At 59.0% G+C, this 18,612-nt stretch carries 15 protein-coding genes; 9 read left to right on the plus strand and 6 right to left on the minus strand.

The window, feature by feature from the left end; all coding sequences use genetic code 11:
• Nucleotides 1–110: 110 nt before the first annotated feature.
• The 4 genes from sbmA to PL640_RS13530 all read right to left on the minus strand — a co-directional run bounded on the left by sbmA (nucleotide 111) and on the right by PL640_RS13530 (nucleotide 4,953).
• Entirely contained in the window at nucleotides 111–1,379 is a 1,269-nt protein-coding gene (gene sbmA, locus PL640_RS13515) for a peptide antibiotic transporter SbmA (RefSeq protein ID WP_271362268.1), read from the minus strand.
• A 183-nt stretch (nucleotides 1,380–1,562) separates the two neighbouring features.
• Nucleotides 1,563–2,753, minus strand: coding sequence for an MFS transporter (locus tag PL640_RS13520; protein WP_271362269.1), 1,191 nt, complete (start codon nucleotides 2,751–2,753; stop codon nucleotides 1,563–1,565).
• Nucleotides 2,754–3,084: 331 nt separating this feature from the next.
• Complete coding sequence (gene map, locus PL640_RS13525; RefSeq protein ID WP_142840435.1) at nucleotides 3,085–3,837, minus strand: type I methionyl aminopeptidase; 753 nt, start codon at nucleotides 3,835–3,837, stop codon at nucleotides 3,085–3,087.
• A gap of 54 nt (nucleotides 3,838–3,891) precedes the next feature.
• The gene (locus tag PL640_RS13530; protein ID WP_142840436.1) at nucleotides 3,892–4,953 is read right to left on the minus strand and encodes an LLM class flavin-dependent oxidoreductase; all 1,062 of its coding nucleotides are present in this window, start codon (nucleotides 4,951–4,953) and stop codon (nucleotides 3,892–3,894) included.
• Nucleotides 4,954–5,185: 232 nt separating this feature from the next.
• On the opposite strand from PL640_RS13530, the gene PL640_RS13535 reads away from it, so the two are divergent.
• The 5 genes from PL640_RS13535 (at nucleotide 5,186) to PL640_RS13555 (ending at nucleotide 12,124) form a co-directional block, all read left to right on the plus strand.
• On the plus strand, nucleotides 5,186–5,962 hold the full coding sequence (locus PL640_RS13535; RefSeq protein ID WP_269701982.1) for a 3-hydroxybutyrate dehydrogenase: 777 nt from the start codon (nucleotides 5,186–5,188) through the stop codon (nucleotides 5,960–5,962).
• Between the two features lie 136 nt (nucleotides 5,963–6,098).
• Nucleotides 6,099–7,568: a xanthine dehydrogenase small subunit gene (gene xdhA / locus PL640_RS13540; protein ID WP_271362270.1), complete on the plus strand. Its 1,470-nt coding sequence runs from the start codon at nucleotides 6,099–6,101 to the stop codon at nucleotides 7,566–7,568.
• A 3-nt stretch (nucleotides 7,569–7,571) separates the two neighbouring features.
• Nucleotides 7,572–9,911: a xanthine dehydrogenase molybdopterin binding subunit gene (gene xdhB, locus PL640_RS13545; protein ID WP_271362271.1), complete on the plus strand. Its 2,340-nt coding sequence runs from the start codon at nucleotides 7,572–7,574 to the stop codon at nucleotides 9,909–9,911.
• Nucleotides 9,912–10,102: 191 nt separating this feature from the next.
• Entirely contained in the window at nucleotides 10,103–10,957 is an 855-nt protein-coding gene (gene xdhC / locus PL640_RS13550) for a xanthine dehydrogenase accessory protein XdhC (protein ID WP_271362272.1), read from the plus strand.
• Between the two features lie 237 nt (nucleotides 10,958–11,194).
• Nucleotides 11,195–12,124 (plus strand): LysR substrate-binding domain-containing protein, encoded by a 930-nt coding sequence (locus PL640_RS13555; RefSeq protein ID WP_271362273.1) that lies wholly within the window; start codon nucleotides 11,195–11,197, stop codon nucleotides 12,122–12,124.
• Here PL640_RS13555 and PL640_RS13560 read toward each other — a convergent pair.
• Complete coding sequence (locus PL640_RS13560) at nucleotides 12,100–12,438, minus strand: hypothetical protein (RefSeq protein WP_271362274.1); 339 nt, start codon at nucleotides 12,436–12,438, stop codon at nucleotides 12,100–12,102. The genes PL640_RS13555 and PL640_RS13560 overlap by 25 nt on opposite strands.
• Nucleotides 12,439–12,890: 452 nt before the next feature.
• Here PL640_RS13560 and puuD point away from each other — a divergent pair, with 452 nt between their 5' ends.
• From puuD to PL640_RS13575, 3 genes are all read left to right on the plus strand, one after another.
• Nucleotides 12,891–14,153 (plus strand): urate hydroxylase PuuD, encoded by a 1,263-nt coding sequence (gene puuD, locus PL640_RS13565; RefSeq protein WP_269701968.1) that lies wholly within the window; start codon nucleotides 12,891–12,893, stop codon nucleotides 14,151–14,153.
• Nucleotides 14,150–15,460 (plus strand): guanine deaminase, encoded by a 1,311-nt coding sequence (gene guaD / locus PL640_RS13570; protein WP_271362275.1) that lies wholly within the window; start codon nucleotides 14,150–14,152, stop codon nucleotides 15,458–15,460. The genes puuD and guaD overlap by 4 nt, the downstream gene beginning before the upstream one ends.
• A 305-nt stretch (nucleotides 15,461–15,765) precedes the next feature.
• Complete coding sequence (locus PL640_RS13575) at nucleotides 15,766–16,488, plus strand: sulfite exporter TauE/SafE family protein (protein WP_271362425.1); 723 nt, start codon at nucleotides 15,766–15,768, stop codon at nucleotides 16,486–16,488.
• Nucleotides 16,489–16,517: 29 nt separating this feature from the next.
• On the opposite strand, the gene PL640_RS13580 is transcribed toward PL640_RS13575, so the two are convergent.
• A complete protein-coding gene (locus PL640_RS13580; RefSeq protein ID WP_271362276.1) occupies nucleotides 16,518–17,099 on the minus strand; it encodes a hypothetical protein in 582 nt (193 codons plus the stop codon).
• Nucleotides 17,100–17,274: 175 nt separating this feature from the next.
• On the opposite strand from PL640_RS13580, the gene PL640_RS13585 reads away from it, so the two are divergent.
• Entirely contained in the window at nucleotides 17,275–18,408 is a 1,134-nt protein-coding gene (locus PL640_RS13585) for an alpha-hydroxy acid oxidase (RefSeq protein ID WP_271362277.1), read from the plus strand.
• Nucleotides 18,409–18,612: the final 204 nt, after the last annotated feature.

An 18,612-nucleotide genomic window follows, 5' to 3' on the forward strand; every position in this document is an offset into this window, starting at 1 on the left:
ACCCCGGATCAAGTCCGGGGTGACGACGTGCGGATGAGGCAGCTCACCAAACACATCGTCTCCGTAGGACGTGCTCAAGACCTGAAGGCGGCCAATCGACCGCCTTTTTCTCAGGGTTTGTTGGCCGCCAGTTCACCGGCTTCCGCTTCGCGCTGCAGATAACGCTCGTCAATGTCAGGCAGGGGCTTGTCGTCGATTGCCGCTTCGAAGGCGACAAGACGTTTGTGGATGGAGAGCAGTTCGATGATCGTCGTCCAGGAGTTGACCAGATACTGGAACGAATTACTGACCTGACCGAAGGCAGTGGCGATCTGCTGGTAGATACCATAGGTGATCTTGCCGGCAACGATGGTGGGAACGAGCATCAGGAGCAGGAACACCGCATCGGCCTGAATGTAGAAATACCGCGCCACGTTGAAATAGAGATAGTGCCAGTACATGCGGAAATAGTTCTTCCGCACATTGGAGTAGAGCTCCTTGACTGTTGGCGGCTGGGCGCGGTCGGCGTGATCCTCACCATAGACAAGTTCCTTACGATAGGCGGCTTCCACACGCTGATTGCGGAAGTTCAAACCGGGCAGTTTGATGCCGACCGTTGCCAGAAGCACCGTACCGAATATCGACCAGACGATCGCCAGCCAGAACAGCGCATGCGGCACTTCGCCGATGATCGGCAATTCGGAGACATAGGAAGACAGCGCAAACAGGATCGGCAGGAAAACGACGAGCGTCATCACCGAATTGATCAGGGTGATGCCCAATGCCTCAAGCGTGGAGGAGAACCGCATCGTATCTTCCTGAACGCGCTGGGAAGCACCTTCGATATGGCGCAACTTTTCCCACTTGGACATGTAGAAGTCGTTCATCGCGGTTCGCCAGCGGAAGATGTAATGGCTGGTGAAGAAATCCGTCAGGATCGAAACCGCCATGCTGAGAAAGGCAATCTTGGCGAAGACGATCTGGAGGCTGTAGAAATCCCAGACTTCGATACCCGGTTGTTTGGAAAGGGCATTTTGCAGAAGGTCACCGAAAGGCCGCCGGAAATTGTTGATGACAACGGAAATCTGAACGCCGAAATAGGTCACTGCGATAATCAGCAGCGATCCCCAGATAGACCAGAGCTTCCAGGGGTGATCCTTGGCGATGACGGTCCAGACAACGCCGAATACCGCCAGGCACGATGCAAGATAGCCGTAAAAGAACAGATTTGCCGGAACCAGAAAATAGCTGAGATCGTAGGGTTCCTGCTCGGGCATCACATAACCCCAGGACGCCCCTAGCCTTTCAAAGATGAAATACCAGGCAAGAATGGCGAAGAAGGCCCAAACGATGGCGGAGGTAAAGAAGGCTTTCGGCCTGGGAAAGAAGGAATGAAACACGTTTTCGAACTCACGCGCGTTTGAAATCAGCCATTATTGGCGAAGCACTAGATGGCCCGAACCTAGGGCAGAAATTTGTGCACAGCAACGGAGAAGCGCGGACCTTAACAAGATGTAAGGCGAAGCTGGCGAAACGAGCCGCGATGGAACACCGCAGAAAGACGGGGAGAGACCGCCCGCTGCCTAACGCCGCCGCTCGGTAGCGAGCACCGGCAGCATCAGGAGAATGCTGACGACGAGCACCGCGGAAGCGAGAATGCTGGGTGCGGTAAAACTGCCCGTCACCTCGGCAATCCAGCCGGCGGCCAGCGGCCCGACGATCTGGCCCGTTCCGAAGGCGGCCGTCATCAGCGCAAAGGCGCGGCGCGGGCTTGGACCGGCAAATTCCCGGCCGAGCTGCAGGCCATAGGCGGTGATGACCATGAAGGTCAGCCCCAGAAGCAGGCCGCCCGCGAGAACACCGGGCACCGGCGGCAGCATCACGGAAGCGAAGACGCCGATGGCTTCGACGGCGAGAACGATCACGAAAGCGCGTTTCAATCCCTGCGACTTAAGCACCGGTTTCCACAGGAACAGTGAAATGGCGGCGGCGCAGCCGGTGATGAACCAGGCCAGAAACTCCACGAAGGCACCGGCAGCAGCCATGCGCGCAATCGCCACGATGAAGGTCGCGGTGATGACATAACCAAAACCGAAAAGCCCGTAGGCAAGCGTCGTCAGGACGAGCGGCCGCGTCCATTGGAGTGGCGGCTCGGCCACAGAGGACGCATGCCGCGGCGGGCCTGCGGGCAGCACCCGCCAGACAAAAAGGAAGGTCAGGAAGGAAAAGACGGCACCGGCGATCCACTCCTCCCGCCATGAGGCGCCGCCGCCATCAAAAACGACGCCGATCAGATAAACCGCAAGCGAGGAGATGGCGATACCCGCGCCAACCCCGCCATAATGCAGTGCCTGAATATGATCCTTGCCGGCCTTCATGGCATGGCCGATGACGATCTGCGACGTGAAGATCATCGTCAGCGCGCTGGCGACACCGGCCAGAAACCGGATGACGGTGAAGGCCGCGACAGAATTGAAAGCCGCCATGGCCAGCAGCAGCGCGGCGGTGGAAAACAGCCCGCCAAGTGCTACTAGCCGCTCCCTCCCCGAACCCCAGGAATAGGCCGAAAGCACCGCACCCGCCAGATAACCGGCAAAATTGCCCGCCGCCACGATGCCAGCATCCCCAGCCGAAAGCGGCACATCCGCCATCATGCCGGGCAGAATGGGGGTGAAGGAAAAGCGGCCGAAGCCCATGGCGGACGCCATCATGAGAGCCCCGGCGAAACCGAGTGCAGTCAGATGTCTGGCGGAAAGTGGCTTGTCGGTGATCATGCATGGCTTATCGCAACCGGGCGGATAAGCGACAAGCGAGTTATTTTGATCGGCGTCATAAGCCGCCTTTATCGGTCACGCGGCGCGCATCCGATATGTTCCGAAGGTGCCGCGAGTTTCTTCTCCCCGCCGGGGAGAAGGTGGCCCGAAGGATCGGATGAGGGGGCAAGCTCTCCGTATATCTCGACCCTTACCCCCTCATCCCGCTGCCGCGGACTTCTCCCCCTCGGGGAGAAGAAACAAGGGGCACCCGCTCGCCCCACTCAGGGGCGAGAACGAGAAGATAGACGTTTGTAATTTGCCCTTGATGAACGGAACTCAGCCCCACCCGTCACTCAACCAGCGTCAGCACCAGCGGCCCGTTCTTCGTCGCCACCACCGTATGCTCATATTGCACCGTCGGCGCGCTCGGATCGCTATAGAGCGTCCATGGATCATCGTCGCCGTCTTCGGCCCAATAGGCGCCCGTCGAAAGAAACGGCTCGACGGTGAACACCATGCCTTCCTGCATGATGCGGCGCTCGCCCTTGTCGGGCCAGGTCGCCAGTTCCTTCGGCTCCTCATGCAGGGAGCGGCCGATGCCGTGGCTGGCAAGGTTGGTGATCAGCGTATAGCGGTTCTTTTTGGCAAAAGCGCCGATGGCATTGCCGATATCGGCAAAGGGCCGGCCGGTTTTCACCTGTTGCAGGCCCGTCCACATGGCGCGTTTGCCATCACGGCACAGGCGTTCGATATCCTTCTTCACCGGCGGCACGGCGAAAGACGAACCCGTATCACCGAAAAAGCCGTTTTTCACCGCCGAGACATCGATATTGACGAGATCACCCGCCTTGATGATGCGTGGCCCCGGAATACCGTGGGCCACTTCCTCGTTGACGCTGATGCAGGTCGCGCCGGGAAACTTGTAGCAGAATTCCGGCGCCGATTGCGCACCATTATCCTCCAGCACCTTGCGGCCGATAGCATCCAGTTCGGCCGTGGTGATGCCGGGTTCCAGCGCGTCCGCCATGGTCTGCATGGCAACGGCGCACAAACGGCCGATATCCTTCAGCAGATCAAGTTCTTCTTCGGTGGAAATGACCATGTCTCTGTCCGTCGTTCTGTCTGGCGGGTCTGAAAACGCCCGCCTTGGTAATCATCAGGCCGTGGCTTTCACCGGATCGGCACTCCCCGTCAATTCTTTTCTGACAACAGGGGCGACTTTCGTACCATAAAGCTCGATGCCGCGCATGATCTGATCATGCGGCATCAGGCCAATCGCCATCTGCAGCAGGAAGCGATCATTCCTGAACACGCCATGTGCCTTGATGATCTTTTCCGCCACCAGTTCCGGCTCACCGAGGAAAAGATTGCCCTCCGGCCCGCGTGCCGCATCGAAATGCGCGCGGTTGGTCGGCCCCCAGCCACGCTCGCGGCCAATGCGGTTCATCACCTCCGCCTGCGGGCCGTAAAACTGGTCCGCCGCCTTTTCGGTGGTGTCGGCAATGAAGCCGTGCACATTGATGCTGGTGCGCAGCTTGGTCTTTTCCTGCCCCGCCCGGCGGGCCGCCTCATGGTAGAGATCGAACAGCGGCGCGAAACGGCGATATTCGCCGCCGATAATGGCAAGCGCCACCGGCAGGCCCATGGCCCCGGCCCGCGCCACCGATTGCGGCGTGCCGCCCACCGCGATCCACACCGGCAGACGTTCCTGCAGCGGGCGCGGATAGACGCCGCGCCCGTTGATGGCCGGATGTTTGGTGCCGGACCAGGTGACGATTTCCTGTTCGCGCAGTGCAAGAAGCAGATCGAGCTTTTCGGCGAAGAGCACATCGTAATCTTCGAGATCGTAACCGAACAGCGGGTAGGATTCGATGAAAGAACCGCGCCCGGCCATGATTTCGGCGCGACCGTTCGAGAGAAGATCGACGGTCGAAAATTGCTGGAATACCCGCACCGGATCGTCCGAACTCAGCACCGAGACGGCGCTGGTGAGACGGATGTTCCTGGTTTTGACAGCCGCAGCTGCAAGCACGGTGGAGGGTGAGGAAGCGACATAATCCGGACGGTGGTGCTCGCCCAGCCCGAAAACATCGAGCCCGACCTGATCGGCAAGCTCGATTTCCTCGAGAAGATCCTTCAGCCGGCGCGCGCCTTCCGGCCCGCGGCCATCGGCGGGGTTGGGATTGACATCCGCGAATGTGTAAAGACCGAGTTCCATAAACGATACCTCTGTTTGCTTGCCTCAGAGATAGGGACGCACAGCCCCCCAGACAAACGCAAAATCTGGAAGCTTAGCTTCGAAAAAATGGATAGGCGCAGCCGGATTCGCCACCGCGTCACCCTTGCCTGAAATGGCCCGTGCAATGACGCCCGAAATGGCGATTGCCAGCCCGCCCCCTTTGGGCATAACCTGCTTAAACATGTGCGAAGTAATGCAAAAAGGGGAAAGCATGCATCGGACAGTTATCGTGACAGGCTCCACAAGCGGTATCGGCCTTGCCATCGCCCAGAGATTTGCGAGGGAAGGCGCCAATATCGTGCTGAACGGTTTCGGCGACGAGGACGAGATTGAAAAACTCCGCCTTTTGCTGGAAGCCGAAAGCGGCGGGCGCGTGCTTTATCACCCGGCCGATATGACGAAACCGGACGAAATCGCCGACCTTATCAATTCCTCCCATGAAAAACTCGGCTCGGTGGATGTGCTCATAAACAATGCCGGTATCCAGCACATTGCGCCGATCGAGGACTTCCCGACGGAAAAATGGGACTGGATCATCGCCATCAATCTGACCAGTTCCTTCCATACCATGCGTGCCGCGATACCGCTGATGAAGAAGGCCGGCAAAGGCCGCATCATCAATATTTCCTCGGCCCACGGCCTCGTCGCCTCGCCGTTCAAATCGGCCTATGTGGCGGCCAAACACGGTATCATGGGCCTGACGAAGACAGCGGCGCTGGAACTTGCGCAGACCGGCGTCACCGTCAACGCCATCTGTCCCGGTTACGTGCTGACGCCGCTGGTCGAAAAGCAGATACCGGAAATGGCCAAGATGCGCGGCATCAGCGAAGAGGCGGTGAAGAACGACGTGATGCTGGAATTACAGGCGACCAAGCAATTCGTCACCGTCGATGACGTGGCGGCGGCTGCCCTTTTTCTGGCAAGTGACGCCGCAAGCAATATCACCGGCACGCATATCTCCGTCGATGGTGGATGGACGGCGCAATAATTGCCGGATTTTCTTTCCGTTATGGAAACAATGAATTGCCAAAACGGAAATCGATATGCACGCGCGGTCGTGCATAGATATGCTGAGATAATGACAAGAAACCGGCTCGGCAGCCGGACAAAAAGCAGGGCATTGCATGAAAGACGCGATCAGCTTCATCCTCAACAGCGAAACCATCTCGCTCAGGGATTTCGGACCGACGGACACGCTTCTCGATTACCTCCGCATCAGCAAGCGGTTGACCGGGACCAAGGAAGGTTGTGCGGAAGGCGACTGCGGTGCCTGCACGGTGCTGGTCGGGCGGCTGCTGGATGGTTCGTTGCGTTATGAAAGCGTCAATGCTTGTATCCGTTTTCTGGGCTCGCTGCACGGCACCCACATCGTCACGGTGGAGCATCTGGCCGCGCGCGATGGCACGCTGCACCCGGTGCAGCAGGCCATGGTGGATTTCCACGGGTCGCAATGCGGCTTCTGTACGCCGGGCTTCATCATGTCGCTTTACGGCCTCTGGCTGACCAGCGAAAAACCCGGCCGCGCCGATATTGAAAAGGCACTGCAAGGCAATCTCTGTCGATGCACGGGTTACGAGCCGATCGTGAAGGCCGCCGAAAAAATCGCCGCGGCCCGCCCGAGTGCGCTCTTCGATCCGCTGCAACGGGACCGCACCGACATCATGGCACGGCTCTGGGCGATCCGCGAAAATGAGACGATCACCGTCGTCAGAGGCGAGGATCGCACCATCATTCCGGCGACGCTTTCCGATTTGACCGAGATTTACGCTGCTGAACCAAAGGCCACCATCGTCGCCGGTTCCACCGATGTCGGCCTGTGGGTAACGAAGCAGATGCGGGCGCTGAACCCCGTCATCTTCATCAACAATCTCGGCGATTTGCAGGCGATTACGGTGGATGAGGATGGCGTGACACTCGGTGCCGGCGTCACCTACAGCCAGGCCTTCAAGACCATTGCAGACCATTTCCCACCGCTTGCCCGGCTGTTCAACCGCCTCGGTGGCGAGCAGGTGCGCAATATGGGAACCATCGGCGGCAACATCGCCAACGGCTCGCCCATCGGCGACACGCCACCGGCGCTGATCGCGCTTGGCGCGACGCTCACCCTGCGCTCGTCTTCCGGCGGCCGCACCGTGCCGCTTGAAAGCTATTTCATCGATTACGGCAAACAGGACCGGCTGAGCGGAGAATTCGTCGAAAAGCTTTTCATTCCGTTCCAGAAGCCGGAAAGCCACTACGCCGTCTACAAGATTTCCAAACGGCGCGACGAGGATATTTCCGCGCTGTGCGCCGCCTTCAATCTGACGCTCGACGCTGACGGCACCGTCGAGGACATCCGCATCGCCTTTGGCGGCATGGCCGGCACGCCGAAACGTGCCGCTCATCTGGAGGCAGCTCTTCTCGGCAAGGCGTGGTCGCAGGATACCATCGACGCAGCGCGCGATGTGCTGGACGAGGATTTCACCCCGCTGACCGACTGGCGCGCCACCGCCGAATATCGCCAATTAACGGCCAAAAACCTGCTGACGCGGTTCTTCCTTGAGACTTCGGGCGAGAAGCAGGAACTCGCGCGCTTCACGCTGGAGGAGGCTTGAACCATGGACACCACAAGCTTCGACAAGACCAAAACCGAAATCGACGGCCCCATCCACAGGTCGCTCCGGCACGACTCCGCCCACAAGCACGTGACGGGCAGCGCCGAATATATCGATGATATCCCTGAGCCCGCCGGCCTCGTTCACGGCGCACTCGGCCTTTCCGACCGCGCACATGCCGAGATCGTCTCGATGGACCTTTCCGAAGTGGAGGCCACACAGGGCGTGCTCTGGGTCATGGTTGGCAAGGACGTGCCCGGCGAAAACGATGTCTCGTCAGGCGGTCGCCACGACGAACCTTTGCTGGCCGAGACAAAGGTCGAATTCCACGGCCAGCCGATCTTCGCGGTCTTTGCCGAAACCCGCGATATCGCCAGAAAGGCGGCCCGCAAGGCAAAGATCACCTATAAGGACCTGCCGCATTTCACCGATATCGATACGGCGATTGAAAATGGCGGCGCGCTCGTCATTGATCCGATGACGCTGAAACGCGGCGATGCGAAGATCGAAATGGATGTCGCACCCCGCCGCCTTACCGGCACGATGCGGATCGGCGGGCAGGAGCATTTTTATCTCGAAAGCCACATCGCCATGGCCGTACCGGGCGAGGATGACGAGGTGACGTTGTGGAGTTCCACCCAGCATCCGAGCGAAATCCAGCACATCGTCAGCCACATCCTGCAGGTGCCGTCCAACGCCGTCACGGTGCAGGTGCGCCGCATGGGCGGCGGTTTCGGCGGCAAGGAAACGCAGGGCAACCAGTTTGCAGCACTCTGCGCCATCGCCGCCAAGAAGCTGAACCGGGCCGTGAAAATCCGCCCGGACCGCGACGAGGACATGAGCGCCACCGGCAAGCGCCATGATTTCCGCGTCGATTACGAGTTGGGCTTCGATGAAGAAGGCCGCATCCACGCGGTCGACGCCACCTATGCCGCCCGCTGCGGTTTTTCCTCCGATCTGTCAGGTCCAGTCACGGATCGCGCGCTGTTTCATGCGGATTCCAGCTATTTCTACCCGCATGTGCATCTCACCTCGCGGCCGCTGAAAACCCACACCGTCTCCAACACCGCCTTTCGCGGTTTCGGCGGGCCGCAGGGCATGCTGGGGGCGGAACGGTTCATCGAGGAGATCGCCTATGCCGTTGGCAAGGACCCGCTCGATATCCGCAAGCTGAATTTCTACGGCGAGACCGGCTCCGGCCGCACCACGACGCCCTATCATCAGGAAGTCGAGGACAACATCATCGCCCGCGTCGTCGAGGAGCTGGAGACGTCAAGCGACTACCGCGCACGACGTGATGCAATCATCGAGTTCAACAAAACCAGCCCGATCATCCGCAAGGGCATCGCGCTCACCCCTGTCAAATTCGGCATCTCCTTCACCATGACCGCCTTCAATCAGGCGGGCGCGCTGGTGCATATCTATAATGACGGCTCCATTCACCTGAACCATGGCGGCACCGAAATGGGCCAGGGCCTCTACACCAAGGTGGCGCAGGTGGTGGCCGACGCCTTCCAGGTGGATATCGGCCGGGTGAAGATTACAGCCACGACGACGGGCAAGGTGCCGAATACGTCGGCCACCGCCGCCTCCTCCGGCACCGACCTCAACGGCATGGCGGCCTATGACGCCGCCCGCCAGATCCGCGAGCGGCTCGTCAAATTCGCCACTGACAACTGGAACGTGCCGGAAGAGGAAGTCGTCTTCCTGCCAAACCGGGTGCGCATCGGCCTTGAGGAAATCGCCTTCAACGATTTCATCAAAAAGGCCTATTTCGCCCGCGTGCAGCTTTCCGCCGCCGGTTTTTACAAGACGCCGAAAATCCACTGGGACCGCGCCGCCGGCCGTGGCACGCCGTTTTATTATTTCGCCTATGGCGCGGCCTGCTCGGAAGTGTCGATCGATACCCTGACCGGCGAATATTTAATGGACCGCACCGATATCCTCCACGATGTCGGCAAATCGCTGAACCCGGCCATCGATATCGGCCAGATCGAGGGCGCCTTCGTGCAGGGCATGGGCTGGCTGACCACCGAGGAATTGTGGTGGGACGGCAAGGGGCGGCTGCGCACCCACGCGCCTTCCACCTACAAGATCCCGCTCGCCTCCGACCGGCCGAAGAGCTTTAACGTCAAGCTGGCGGAATGGGCGGAAAATGCCGAGCCCACCATCGGCCGCTCCAAGGCCGTGGGCGAACCGCCCTTCATGCTGGCGATCTCGGTTCTCGAAGCCCTCTCCATGGCCGTCGCCTCCGTCGCCGATTACAAGGTCTGCCCGCGCCTCGATGCACCGGCGACGCCTGAGCGGGTGCTGATGGCGGTGGAACGGTTGAAGAAGGTTTGAGGGCGTATCCATGCGGCCAAGCCCCCTCATCCGTCGCTTCGCGCCACCTTCTCCCCGGCGGGGAGAAGAAATATGCCGCGCCGCCGCACATTTTCTCAAAGCAAGTGAGGTGAGCAAAACAGCGCCGCCGGGTTTCTTCTCCCCGCCGGGGAGAAGGTGGCGCGAAGCGACGGATGAGGGGGCCAGCGCCAATGCCTGACGCCTCCCTCTCCGCCTTCCTCGCCCGCCCTGCCCCCGCAATCCTCGTGGAAATCGAATCCGTGAAAGGCTCATCCCCGCGTGAGGCCGGCACCTTCATGCTGGTCTCACAGGCTGACCTGTGGGAAACCATCGGCGGCGGGCAGTTCGAATATATGGCGATAGACCACGCCCGCGCCATGCTGCGAACGGGTGCTGCCGAAGACCGCATGGATATTCCGCTAGGGCCGGAAATAGGCCAGTGCTGCGGCGGCCGCACCCTCATCCGCTTCCGGCGGATAACGGCAGAGATCGCTGCCGGGCTTGAGGCGCGGCTGAAGGGCGAGGCCGAGCAGCAGCCCGCCGTCTTCATTTTTGGCGCAGGTCACGTCGGCAAGGCACTGGCAGATGCCCTGTCGCTGCTGCCCCTGACCCTGACGGTGGTGGAAACCCGTGAAAGCGAGCTGCGCGATCTTCCCTCAGTGGTGGCGTCCATATTGACCCCCATGCCGGAGGCATTCGTTCCGAAAATCCCGGTAAACGGCGCAGCCATCATCGTCACTCACGATCACGCGCTCGATTTCCTGATTGCGAAGGAAGCGCTTGCCCGCGACGATCTCGCTTATGTCGGCATGATCGGTTCGAAGACCAAACGCGCCACCTTCGCCCATTGGCTGGAACGGGAAGGTGAGCCCCCTTCCCGGCTCGCAAAGCTCACCCTGCCCATCGGCGGCACAAGCGTGAGAGACAAGCGCCCCGCCGTCATAGCGGCCCTTGTGGCAGCCGAGTTGCTGCAAGCATTTTCCGCTGCCGAAATCCGTCGCAACGAAAATCGACACGCCCATCCTCAAGACCAAGATCACGCCTGAGCCCATCCGGTAGGCTTTCATCCGCCAGATTGTCCGGTGCAAGGCTTTCAAGGGTAAACCGTTCCGCTGTCCGCAGGCCCGCACGCAGGCGGGACCACGCGCGCAAAAGTGCTGTGCGCATGTTCGTCTCCATTCAAAAATGTCAGAAGCTCAGTTGATGAATTTGGCTAAAAATGCTCTGGTTTCCAGAGAAAAACCAATGAAACCTTTGGCCTTTTGCATAAAGAGAACTTATCCATGAAGATGTCTCGCCAGTTCCCCCTCAATGCCCTGCGCGTCTTCGATGCCGCTGCAAGGCATCTGAGCTTCACCAAGGCCGGCGAAGAACTGGGCATGACGCAGACGGCGGTCAGCTACCAGGTGAAGTTGCTGGAGGAGAATATTGGCGAGCCGCTTTTCCTGCGCATGGCACGGCAGGTGTCGCTGACGGAGGCGGGGGAAAAACTGGCGCCCAAGGTTGCCGACGCCTTCAATACGCTGCGGGAGGCCGTCGACAGTGTGCGCGAAACGCCGGATGCCACCCTGACCATACATTCCACGGCCACCTTCGCATCACGCTGGCTGTCGCGGCATCTGGGTGCCTTCCAGCTTGAACATCCCTCGATTGCCGTCAGGCTGGAAACATCGGGCGCCCTGATCGATTTCAACCAATCGGACTGCGATGTCGCCATTCGCTGGAGCCGCGACGACGGCAAGGGATTGACCTATCATCGGTTGCTTCGCGGTGTTTACACGCCGATGCTGCATCCCGATCTTGCGCAAAGCATCGGTGGCTTGAAGCAGCCGGAAGACCTCCTGCGCCTGCGCATCATCGATCCCGGTGACGTGTGGTGGAGCCAATGGTTCCGGGAAGTCGGCATCGAAAACCCAAATCTCGAACGATATCCGCGCAGCCGTCTCAGCGTGCAGGCTTTTGAAGCCGCAGCGGCGATCGCCGGTCAGGGTGTGGCCATGCTCACCCCTGAACTCTACGCCGATGAGATCGCGCTTGGCCGCCTATACCAGCCCTTCGAGCATCTCAGCAGCGAAGGCAAGAACTACTGGCTTGTCTATCCCGAAAACCGCAGGAACATCCGCAAGATCAAACTGTTTCGCGACTGGATATTGAAGCGGATCGAGGAAAGCCGACCGCAGCAGCCCCATCAAAACCCCATGTCAGGCGCATAAAAACAGCGGGGCGTATCCTCATCCGGAAACAGGCAGAGATGATATTCGCCGTCCTCCGACCGTCTTGCCTCGCTCTGCGACCAGTTGAAGACATGGCGTCGCGTAACCATGCGATGATCGCCGGGGGCGAGCGAAACCTCATAACCATCAGGCGTGACACGAACACTGCGCGTAGGGATCATCTGGCAGTCGCCCGTCTGGGCATCGCCATTGCAGCAGTAGCTTTCATATTTGAACCCCTTGTGGGATTCATGGGCAAGTGCCGTGGCGGTGCACGCCAGAAATAAGAAGAGGACCGTCAGAACAAGGCGCATCGGCATGGTCTCCGTTGAAAACAACGGCGGCTGCCGGAAGGTCATTGCGTCCCTTCATTCAAATTCCACACATCAACACGCACCCGGACACAACGGCACCGGGAACCGCGACACCTGCCCCTGATCTGCCCCCGCCCCAGGGTTCGCAGCACCCGCTTTCGGAATAACCGCCAGCGAAACATGTCATGGGAGCTTTAAAAGCTCCGCAGCCCTATATTTTAGCACATTGGCAGGCCGCTCACAGGATAATAGCTGAGTCGCGTTAGCCAGCTAAGCACAAACTATGCGACAGCAAGCACACATTGCAACTTTACCGGCCCTGCCGCAGTCCGAACCGGGTTGTGAACACAAGACCACCGGATTGTGAACAATCACTCCCCGACCGCTGCTTTTCCCTTTCCTAACGGTCAAATTTCTCGCAAGGTGCGCTGCACAAGGATCAGGGGAACCGCATGTACGAATACGCCATTGCGTGGGAATGGATGGCCTTTGCCGTCCGCTGGCTCCACGTCATCACCGCCATCGCCTGGATCGGCTCGTCCTTCTATTTCATTGCGCTCGATCTCGGGCTGGTCAAACGGGCGCATCTGCCGCCGGGGGCTTATGGCGAGGAGTGGCAGGTGCATGGCGGCGGTTTTTACCACATCCAGAAATATCTGGTTGCGCCTGCCCAGATGCCGGAACACCTGACATGGTTCAAATGGGAAAGCTACGTCACCTGGCTTTCCGGTTTCGCCATGCTCTGCATCGTTTATTATGGCGGGGCGGATCTCTTCCTGATCGATCATTCCGTGCTTGATCTCACCCAGTTCCAGGCCATCTGTCTGTCGCTGGCATCGCTTGCCATCGGCTGGCTGTTTTATGATTTCCTCTGTAAATCGCCGCTCGGCAACAATACCTGGGGCCTGATGATCGTGCTTTACGTCGCGCTGGTGGCGATGGCATGGGGTTACACCCAGGTCTTCACCGGCCGTGCCGCTTTCCTGCATCTCGGCGCGTTTACCGCCACCATCATGTCGGCGAACGTGTTCTTCATCATCATTCCGAACCAGAAGATCGTCGTCGCAGACCTGATTGCCGGGCGCACGCCGGACCCGAAATATGGCCGCATCGCCAAGCAGCGTTCACTGCACAACAACTACCTGACGCTGCCCGTCATCTTCTTCATGCTGTCGAACCATTATCCGCTGGCTTTCGCGACTGAGTTCAACTGGATCATTGCGGCACTTGTCTTCCTGATGGGCGTCACTATCAGGCACTGGTTCAACACCACGCATGCCCGCAAGGGTAAACCGACATGGACCTGGCTTCTCACCGCTCTCATCTTCATCGTCATCATGTGGCTTTCCACCGTGCCGAAAGTGCTGACCGGCGAGGAGGAGCAGAAGGCCGCCACCCTCTCCCCCATGCAGCAGCAATTCGTCAGCGACGTCCATTTTACCAAGGCGCGTGATGTGGTTCAGGGTCGCTGTTCCATGTGTCATGCGGCCGAGCCTGTCTGGGAAGGCGTGCCCTTCACACCGAAATCGGTGAAGCTCGAAACCGACGAACAGATCGCCGCTCATGCGCGCGAAATCTATTTGCAAGCCGGCCGCAGCCATGCCATGCCTCCCGGCAACATCACCGCCATCACCCCGGATGAGCGCAAGGTGCTGACCGCATGGTATGAAAGTGCGGTTTCCGGGGCTGGAAAAGCCGAAGGAAAGACTGAATGAGCATGGTTCTGCTGCGTGGCCGCCTGCTGAGCTTCCGCCGGGCGCCGCTCGCAATCGACGACACGCAAAGCTATCTCTATATCGAAGATGGCGGCCTGCTGATCGAAAATGGCAGGATCGCCGCCATTGGCGAATATGCCGATATCCGTAAGGCAGCCCCCGAAGACGTCGAGGAAAAGGATCACCGGCCGCATCTCATCGTGCCCGGCCTCATCGACATGCATCTGCATTTCCCGCAGATGCAGGTTATCGGCTCATACGCTGCCAATCTGCTGGAATGGCTGAATACCTATACCTTCCCGGAAGAATGCCGCTTCGTCGAAAGCGCCCATGCCCAGCGCATCGCCACGCATTTCTACGACGAGCTGCTGCGCCACGGGACCACGACCGCCGCCACCTATTGCTCGGTGCACAAGACCTCCGCCGACGCCTTTTTCACGGAGGCCATGAAGCGCAACATGCTGATGGTGGGCGGCAAGGTTATGATGGACCGCAACGCCCCGCAGGGCCTGCTGGACACGCCGGAAACCTCCTATGACGAGACGCGCCAGGTGATTGCCGACTGGCACGGCAAGGGCCGCAACCACGTCGCCATCACCCCGCGCTTCGCCATCACCTCCACCCCGAAGCAGATGGAAGCCGCCCAGGCGCTGGCGCAGGAATTCCCCGATCTTTTCATCCAGACGCATCTGTCTGAAAATCTGGACGAGATCAAATACACCTGCGAGCTTTATCCCGAAGCGACCGACTATACCGATATCTATGTGCGATACGGCCTGATGGGCAACAAGACCCTGCTCGGCCACGCCATCCACCTCTCGGAGCGCGAAGCGGACGTGCTGTCGGAAACCGGCGCGGTGGCCGTACATTGCCCCACCTCGAACCTCTTCATCGGCTCCGGCCTCTTCCCGATGAAAAAGCTGCAGCGGCGCGAAAAGCCGGTGCGGATCGCGGTCGCGACCGATATAGGCGGCGGATCGAGCTATTCCATGCTGCGCACCATGGATGAGGCCTACAAGATCCAGCAATTGCTGGGCGAGCGCCTGAACCCGCTGGAAAGCTGGTATCTGATGACCCGCGGTAATGCCGAAGCGCTTTCCATGGTCGACCGCATCGGCACGCTCGACGCCGGCACGGACGCCGACATCACCGTGCTGAACGCCTCCTCGACACCCGCCATGGCCCTTAAGATGGAAGTGGTGAAAAGCCTGACGGAAGAACTGTTCCTGATGCTGACCATGGGCGATGACCGCACCGTGGTGGAAACCTATGTGGCCGGCAGGGCAATGAAAAGCGTGCTGGCATAGTTCGGCTGGGGCCGAAACATCCGGTCACGACGTGGTTTATACCATTGAAATATAAGATCGAGCGGGTGCCGCTTGTTTCTTCTCCCCGCCGGGGAGAAGGTGGCCCGAAGGGTCGGATGAGGGGGCAACGCCAGCGATAGACCTCACGCTTGCCCCCTCATCCCGCTGCCGCGACCTTCTCCCCGGCGGGGAGAAGAAGCCCGTGGCACCCGCTCGCTCCACATGATTTCCTGACGCCATCTTGGCCAAAACGTGAAAACCCTCCGGAGCACCCCGTGCTGAATCTAGACACAACCACCATGCTCATGGTTCTCGCGACCTTCATCATCGCAGGCATCGTCAAGGGCGTGACCGGCATGGGACTGCCCACCGTTGCCATGGGCGTGCTCGGTCTCTTCATGCCGCCGGTCATCGCCGCCGGCCTGCTCATCCTGCCCTCCTTCATCACCAATATCTGGCAATTGCTGGCCGGGCCGGATTTCCGGGCCATCGTGAAGCGGCTGTGGCCGATGATGATCGCCATTGCGCTTGGCACCCTCATCGGCATCCGGCTGATGACATCAGGCACCGGCGTCTGGACCACCTCAGCGCTCGGCCTGTGCCTCGCGGTTTACGCAGCCTACAGCCTGCTTGCCAGACCCGTCTCGATTCCGGCAAGGCTGGAATCAAAACTCTCCCCCGTCATGGGGCTCGCAACCGGCCTGTTGACCGGCGGCACCGGAATTTTCGTCGTGCCCGCCGTGCCCTATATCCAGTCGCTCGGTTTCAGCCGGGATGATCTCGTGCAGGCGCTTGGCCTTTCCTTCACGGTCTCCACCGTCGCGCTCGCCGTCGGTCTTGCCTCCCAGAATGCCTTTCACGTCGAGCATCTGTCGCTTTCCGCGCTGGCCGTGCTGCCGGCCCTTGCCGGAATGTGGCTTGGCCAGAAAATCCGTACCATCGTCAGCCCGGCGACATTCCGGCGCTGGTTTCTCATCTGCCTGCTCATATTGGGCGTTGAATTATTCTTTCGAGCTTTCTGGAGTTAACCCGTGCTGTGGCCAAACCGGCAAGCACCTTATTTTAGCGGCTTGATCGCCGTGTAGCTCACGGTTTCTTCGCTATTGGTACCTTCGTCGTAGATCTTTGCAACCGTTGCAAGCAGATCAGGCGCATAAACCGCGGTCCACCGCTCGACTTCCTCGTCGTTTCTCCTGACGTCGTAAACCACGTTAAAAACATCATAACTGCAATAGCCAATAGAAAAAGATCGCCGTTTTGTAACGTTAAGACTCAGAGTCCACTTCTCCTTAAAGGCATCAGCCTTCAGCGGAATGAAGTCGAAAGTCCGGCGGGCACCGACTTTCAGAGGCCAGAAAGAAGAAAGATTTGATGTGAAATAAGCATTGTAATCTTCGTCACTTCCTGAACGAGAAATTTCGATAAGGCCTTGATAAAGAAATGCCTTTTGTTTTCCGCCGTCAGCAAAGCCATGTTCTACGGAAACGACAGGCCCCGCTGTTTTGAACGCGCTTTGCACGCCACTGTGACTGAGTACAAATCCATTCTTGTCACTCTTAATCGTAGGGCACTCTGCTGCGAGAACAATATTTGGAGATATAAGAGCGGCTGCAAGAATTTTAGAAAAGGAAGATGACATGAGCAACAATTCCACGGAGATAAGGTAACTACAGATTGCCGGTTTCTAATGAAAACTCAACTCTCATTTCTAGATACAAGCGATTCAAAAAACCCTAAAACTACGATCGACGAACTCGCGCATCCAAATAGAATATGCTAGGTGAAGCCATCATTCAAATGTGAAGGCTTTATCCATGGGCAAAATCCTGACCATAGCGGACCTGAAGCAACAGGCTCAGCGTCGTGTGCCGAAAATGTTCTTCGACTATGCCGATAGCGGCGCGTGGACAGAAAACACCTACCGCGCCAATGAGGATGATTTTGCCAAGATAAAGCTGCGCCAGCGCGTGCTGGTCGACATGACCGACCGGTCGCTGGCCACCGAAATGGCCGGCCAGAAAGTATCCATGCCGGTCGCACTCTCCCCCACCGGCCTTACGGGCATGCAGCATGCCGATGGCGAAATGCTGGCTGCGAAGGCAGCGGAAGAATTCGGCGTGCCTTTCACGCTCTCCACCATGAGCATCTGCTCCATCGAGGATGTCGCCTCCGTCACCTCGAAACCCTTCTGGTTCCAGCTCTATGTGATGAAGGACCGGGACTTCGTCAATAATCTGATCGACCGCGCCAAGGCCGCCGGATGCTCGGCACTGGTGCTGACGCTCGACCTGCAAATTCTCGGCCAGCGCCACAAAGATCTGCGCAACGGACTGTCGGCACCGCCGAAATTCACGCCGAAGCACATCTGGCAGATGGCGACCCGGCCGCAATGGTGCCTGAACATGGCTCGCACCAAACGCCGCAGCTTCGGCAATATCGTCGGCCACGCCAAGAATGTCTCAGACCTGTCATCGCTCTCCTCCTGGACGGCGGAACAGTTCGATCCGCGTTTGTCCTGGAAAGACGTGGAATGGATCAAGGAACGCTGGGGCGGCAAGCTCATCCTCAAGGGCATTCTTGACGAGGAAGATGCACGCGCCTCGCTCGATACCGGCGCCGACGCCATCATCGTCTCCAACCATGGCGGCCGCCAGCTCGATGGCGCCCATTCCTCCATCGCCATGCTGCCCAAAATCGTCGATGCCGTCGGCGACAGGGTTGAGGTGCACATGGATGGCGGCATTCGCTCCGGTCAGGACGTGCTGAAAGCCGTGGCGCTCGGCGCCAAAGGCACCTATATCGGCCGCCCCTTCCTCTACGGCCTCGGCGCTGATGGAAAGCAGGGCGTGACGACGGCGCTCGAAATCATCCGCAAGGAGATGGATGTCAGCATGGCGCTTTGCGGCAAAAGGCTGATCACGGATGTGGATCGCAGTATTCTGGCTTGAGTCTTCACTTAAGTTTGGAAAAAAACTTAAGATAACGACTATGGAAACCTGACAAATCCAATCAATGGCTTTCTCAAGCATCCAATTAACAAGGATGCTGACCAAATGCCTTAAAAACCTTTTAAAATGGGGTTTCCAACGACGTCGGCATTTAAGAAGAAATTTCGACAAAGCATCGCGCATGTGTGCCTCCAAAGGGAGGCC

It is taken from the genome of Agrobacterium sp. ST15.16.024 (assembly GCF_027956545.1).
GTDB lineage: Bacteria > Pseudomonadota > Alphaproteobacteria > Rhizobiales > Rhizobiaceae > Agrobacterium > Agrobacterium cucumeris.

Coding starts and splice junctions, on each gene's coding strand:
- PL640_RS13520 (WP_271362269.1), bottom strand. CDS start 2,753: ATGATCACCGACAAGCCACTTTCCGCCAGACATCTGACTGCACTCGGT.
- map (WP_142840435.1), bottom strand. CDS start 3,837: ATGGTCATTTCCACCGAAGAAGAACTTGATCTGCTGAAGGATATCGGC.
- PL640_RS13530 (WP_142840436.1), bottom strand. CDS start 4,953: ATGGAACTCGGTCTTTACACATTCGCGGATGTCAATCCCAACCCCGCC.
- PL640_RS13535 (WP_269701982.1), top strand. CDS start 5,186: ATGCATCGGACAGTTATCGTGACAGGCTCCACAAGCGGTATCGGCCTT.
- xdhA (WP_271362270.1), top strand. CDS start 6,099: ATGAAAGACGCGATCAGCTTCATCCTCAACAGCGAAACCATCTCGCTC.
- xdhB (WP_271362271.1), top strand. CDS start 7,572: ATGGACACCACAAGCTTCGACAAGACCAAAACCGAAATCGACGGCCCC.
- xdhC (WP_271362272.1), top strand. CDS start 10,103: ATGCCTGACGCCTCCCTCTCCGCCTTCCTCGCCCGCCCTGCCCCCGCA.
- PL640_RS13555 (WP_271362273.1), top strand. CDS start 11,195: ATGAAGATGTCTCGCCAGTTCCCCCTCAATGCCCTGCGCGTCTTCGAT.
- PL640_RS13560 (WP_271362274.1), bottom strand. CDS start 12,438: ATGCGCCTTGTTCTGACGGTCCTCTTCTTATTTCTGGCGTGCACCGCC.
- puuD (WP_269701968.1), top strand. CDS start 12,891: ATGTACGAATACGCCATTGCGTGGGAATGGATGGCCTTTGCCGTCCGC.
- guaD (WP_271362275.1), top strand. CDS start 14,150: ATGAGCATGGTTCTGCTGCGTGGCCGCCTGCTGAGCTTCCGCCGGGCG.
- PL640_RS13575 (WP_271362425.1), top strand. CDS start 15,766: ATGGTTCTCGCGACCTTCATCATCGCAGGCATCGTCAAGGGCGTGACC.
- PL640_RS13580 (WP_271362276.1), bottom strand. CDS start 17,099: ATGTCATCTTCCTTTTCTAAAATTCTTGCAGCCGCTCTTATATCTCCA.
- PL640_RS13585 (WP_271362277.1), top strand. CDS start 17,275: ATGGGCAAAATCCTGACCATAGCGGACCTGAAGCAACAGGCTCAGCGT.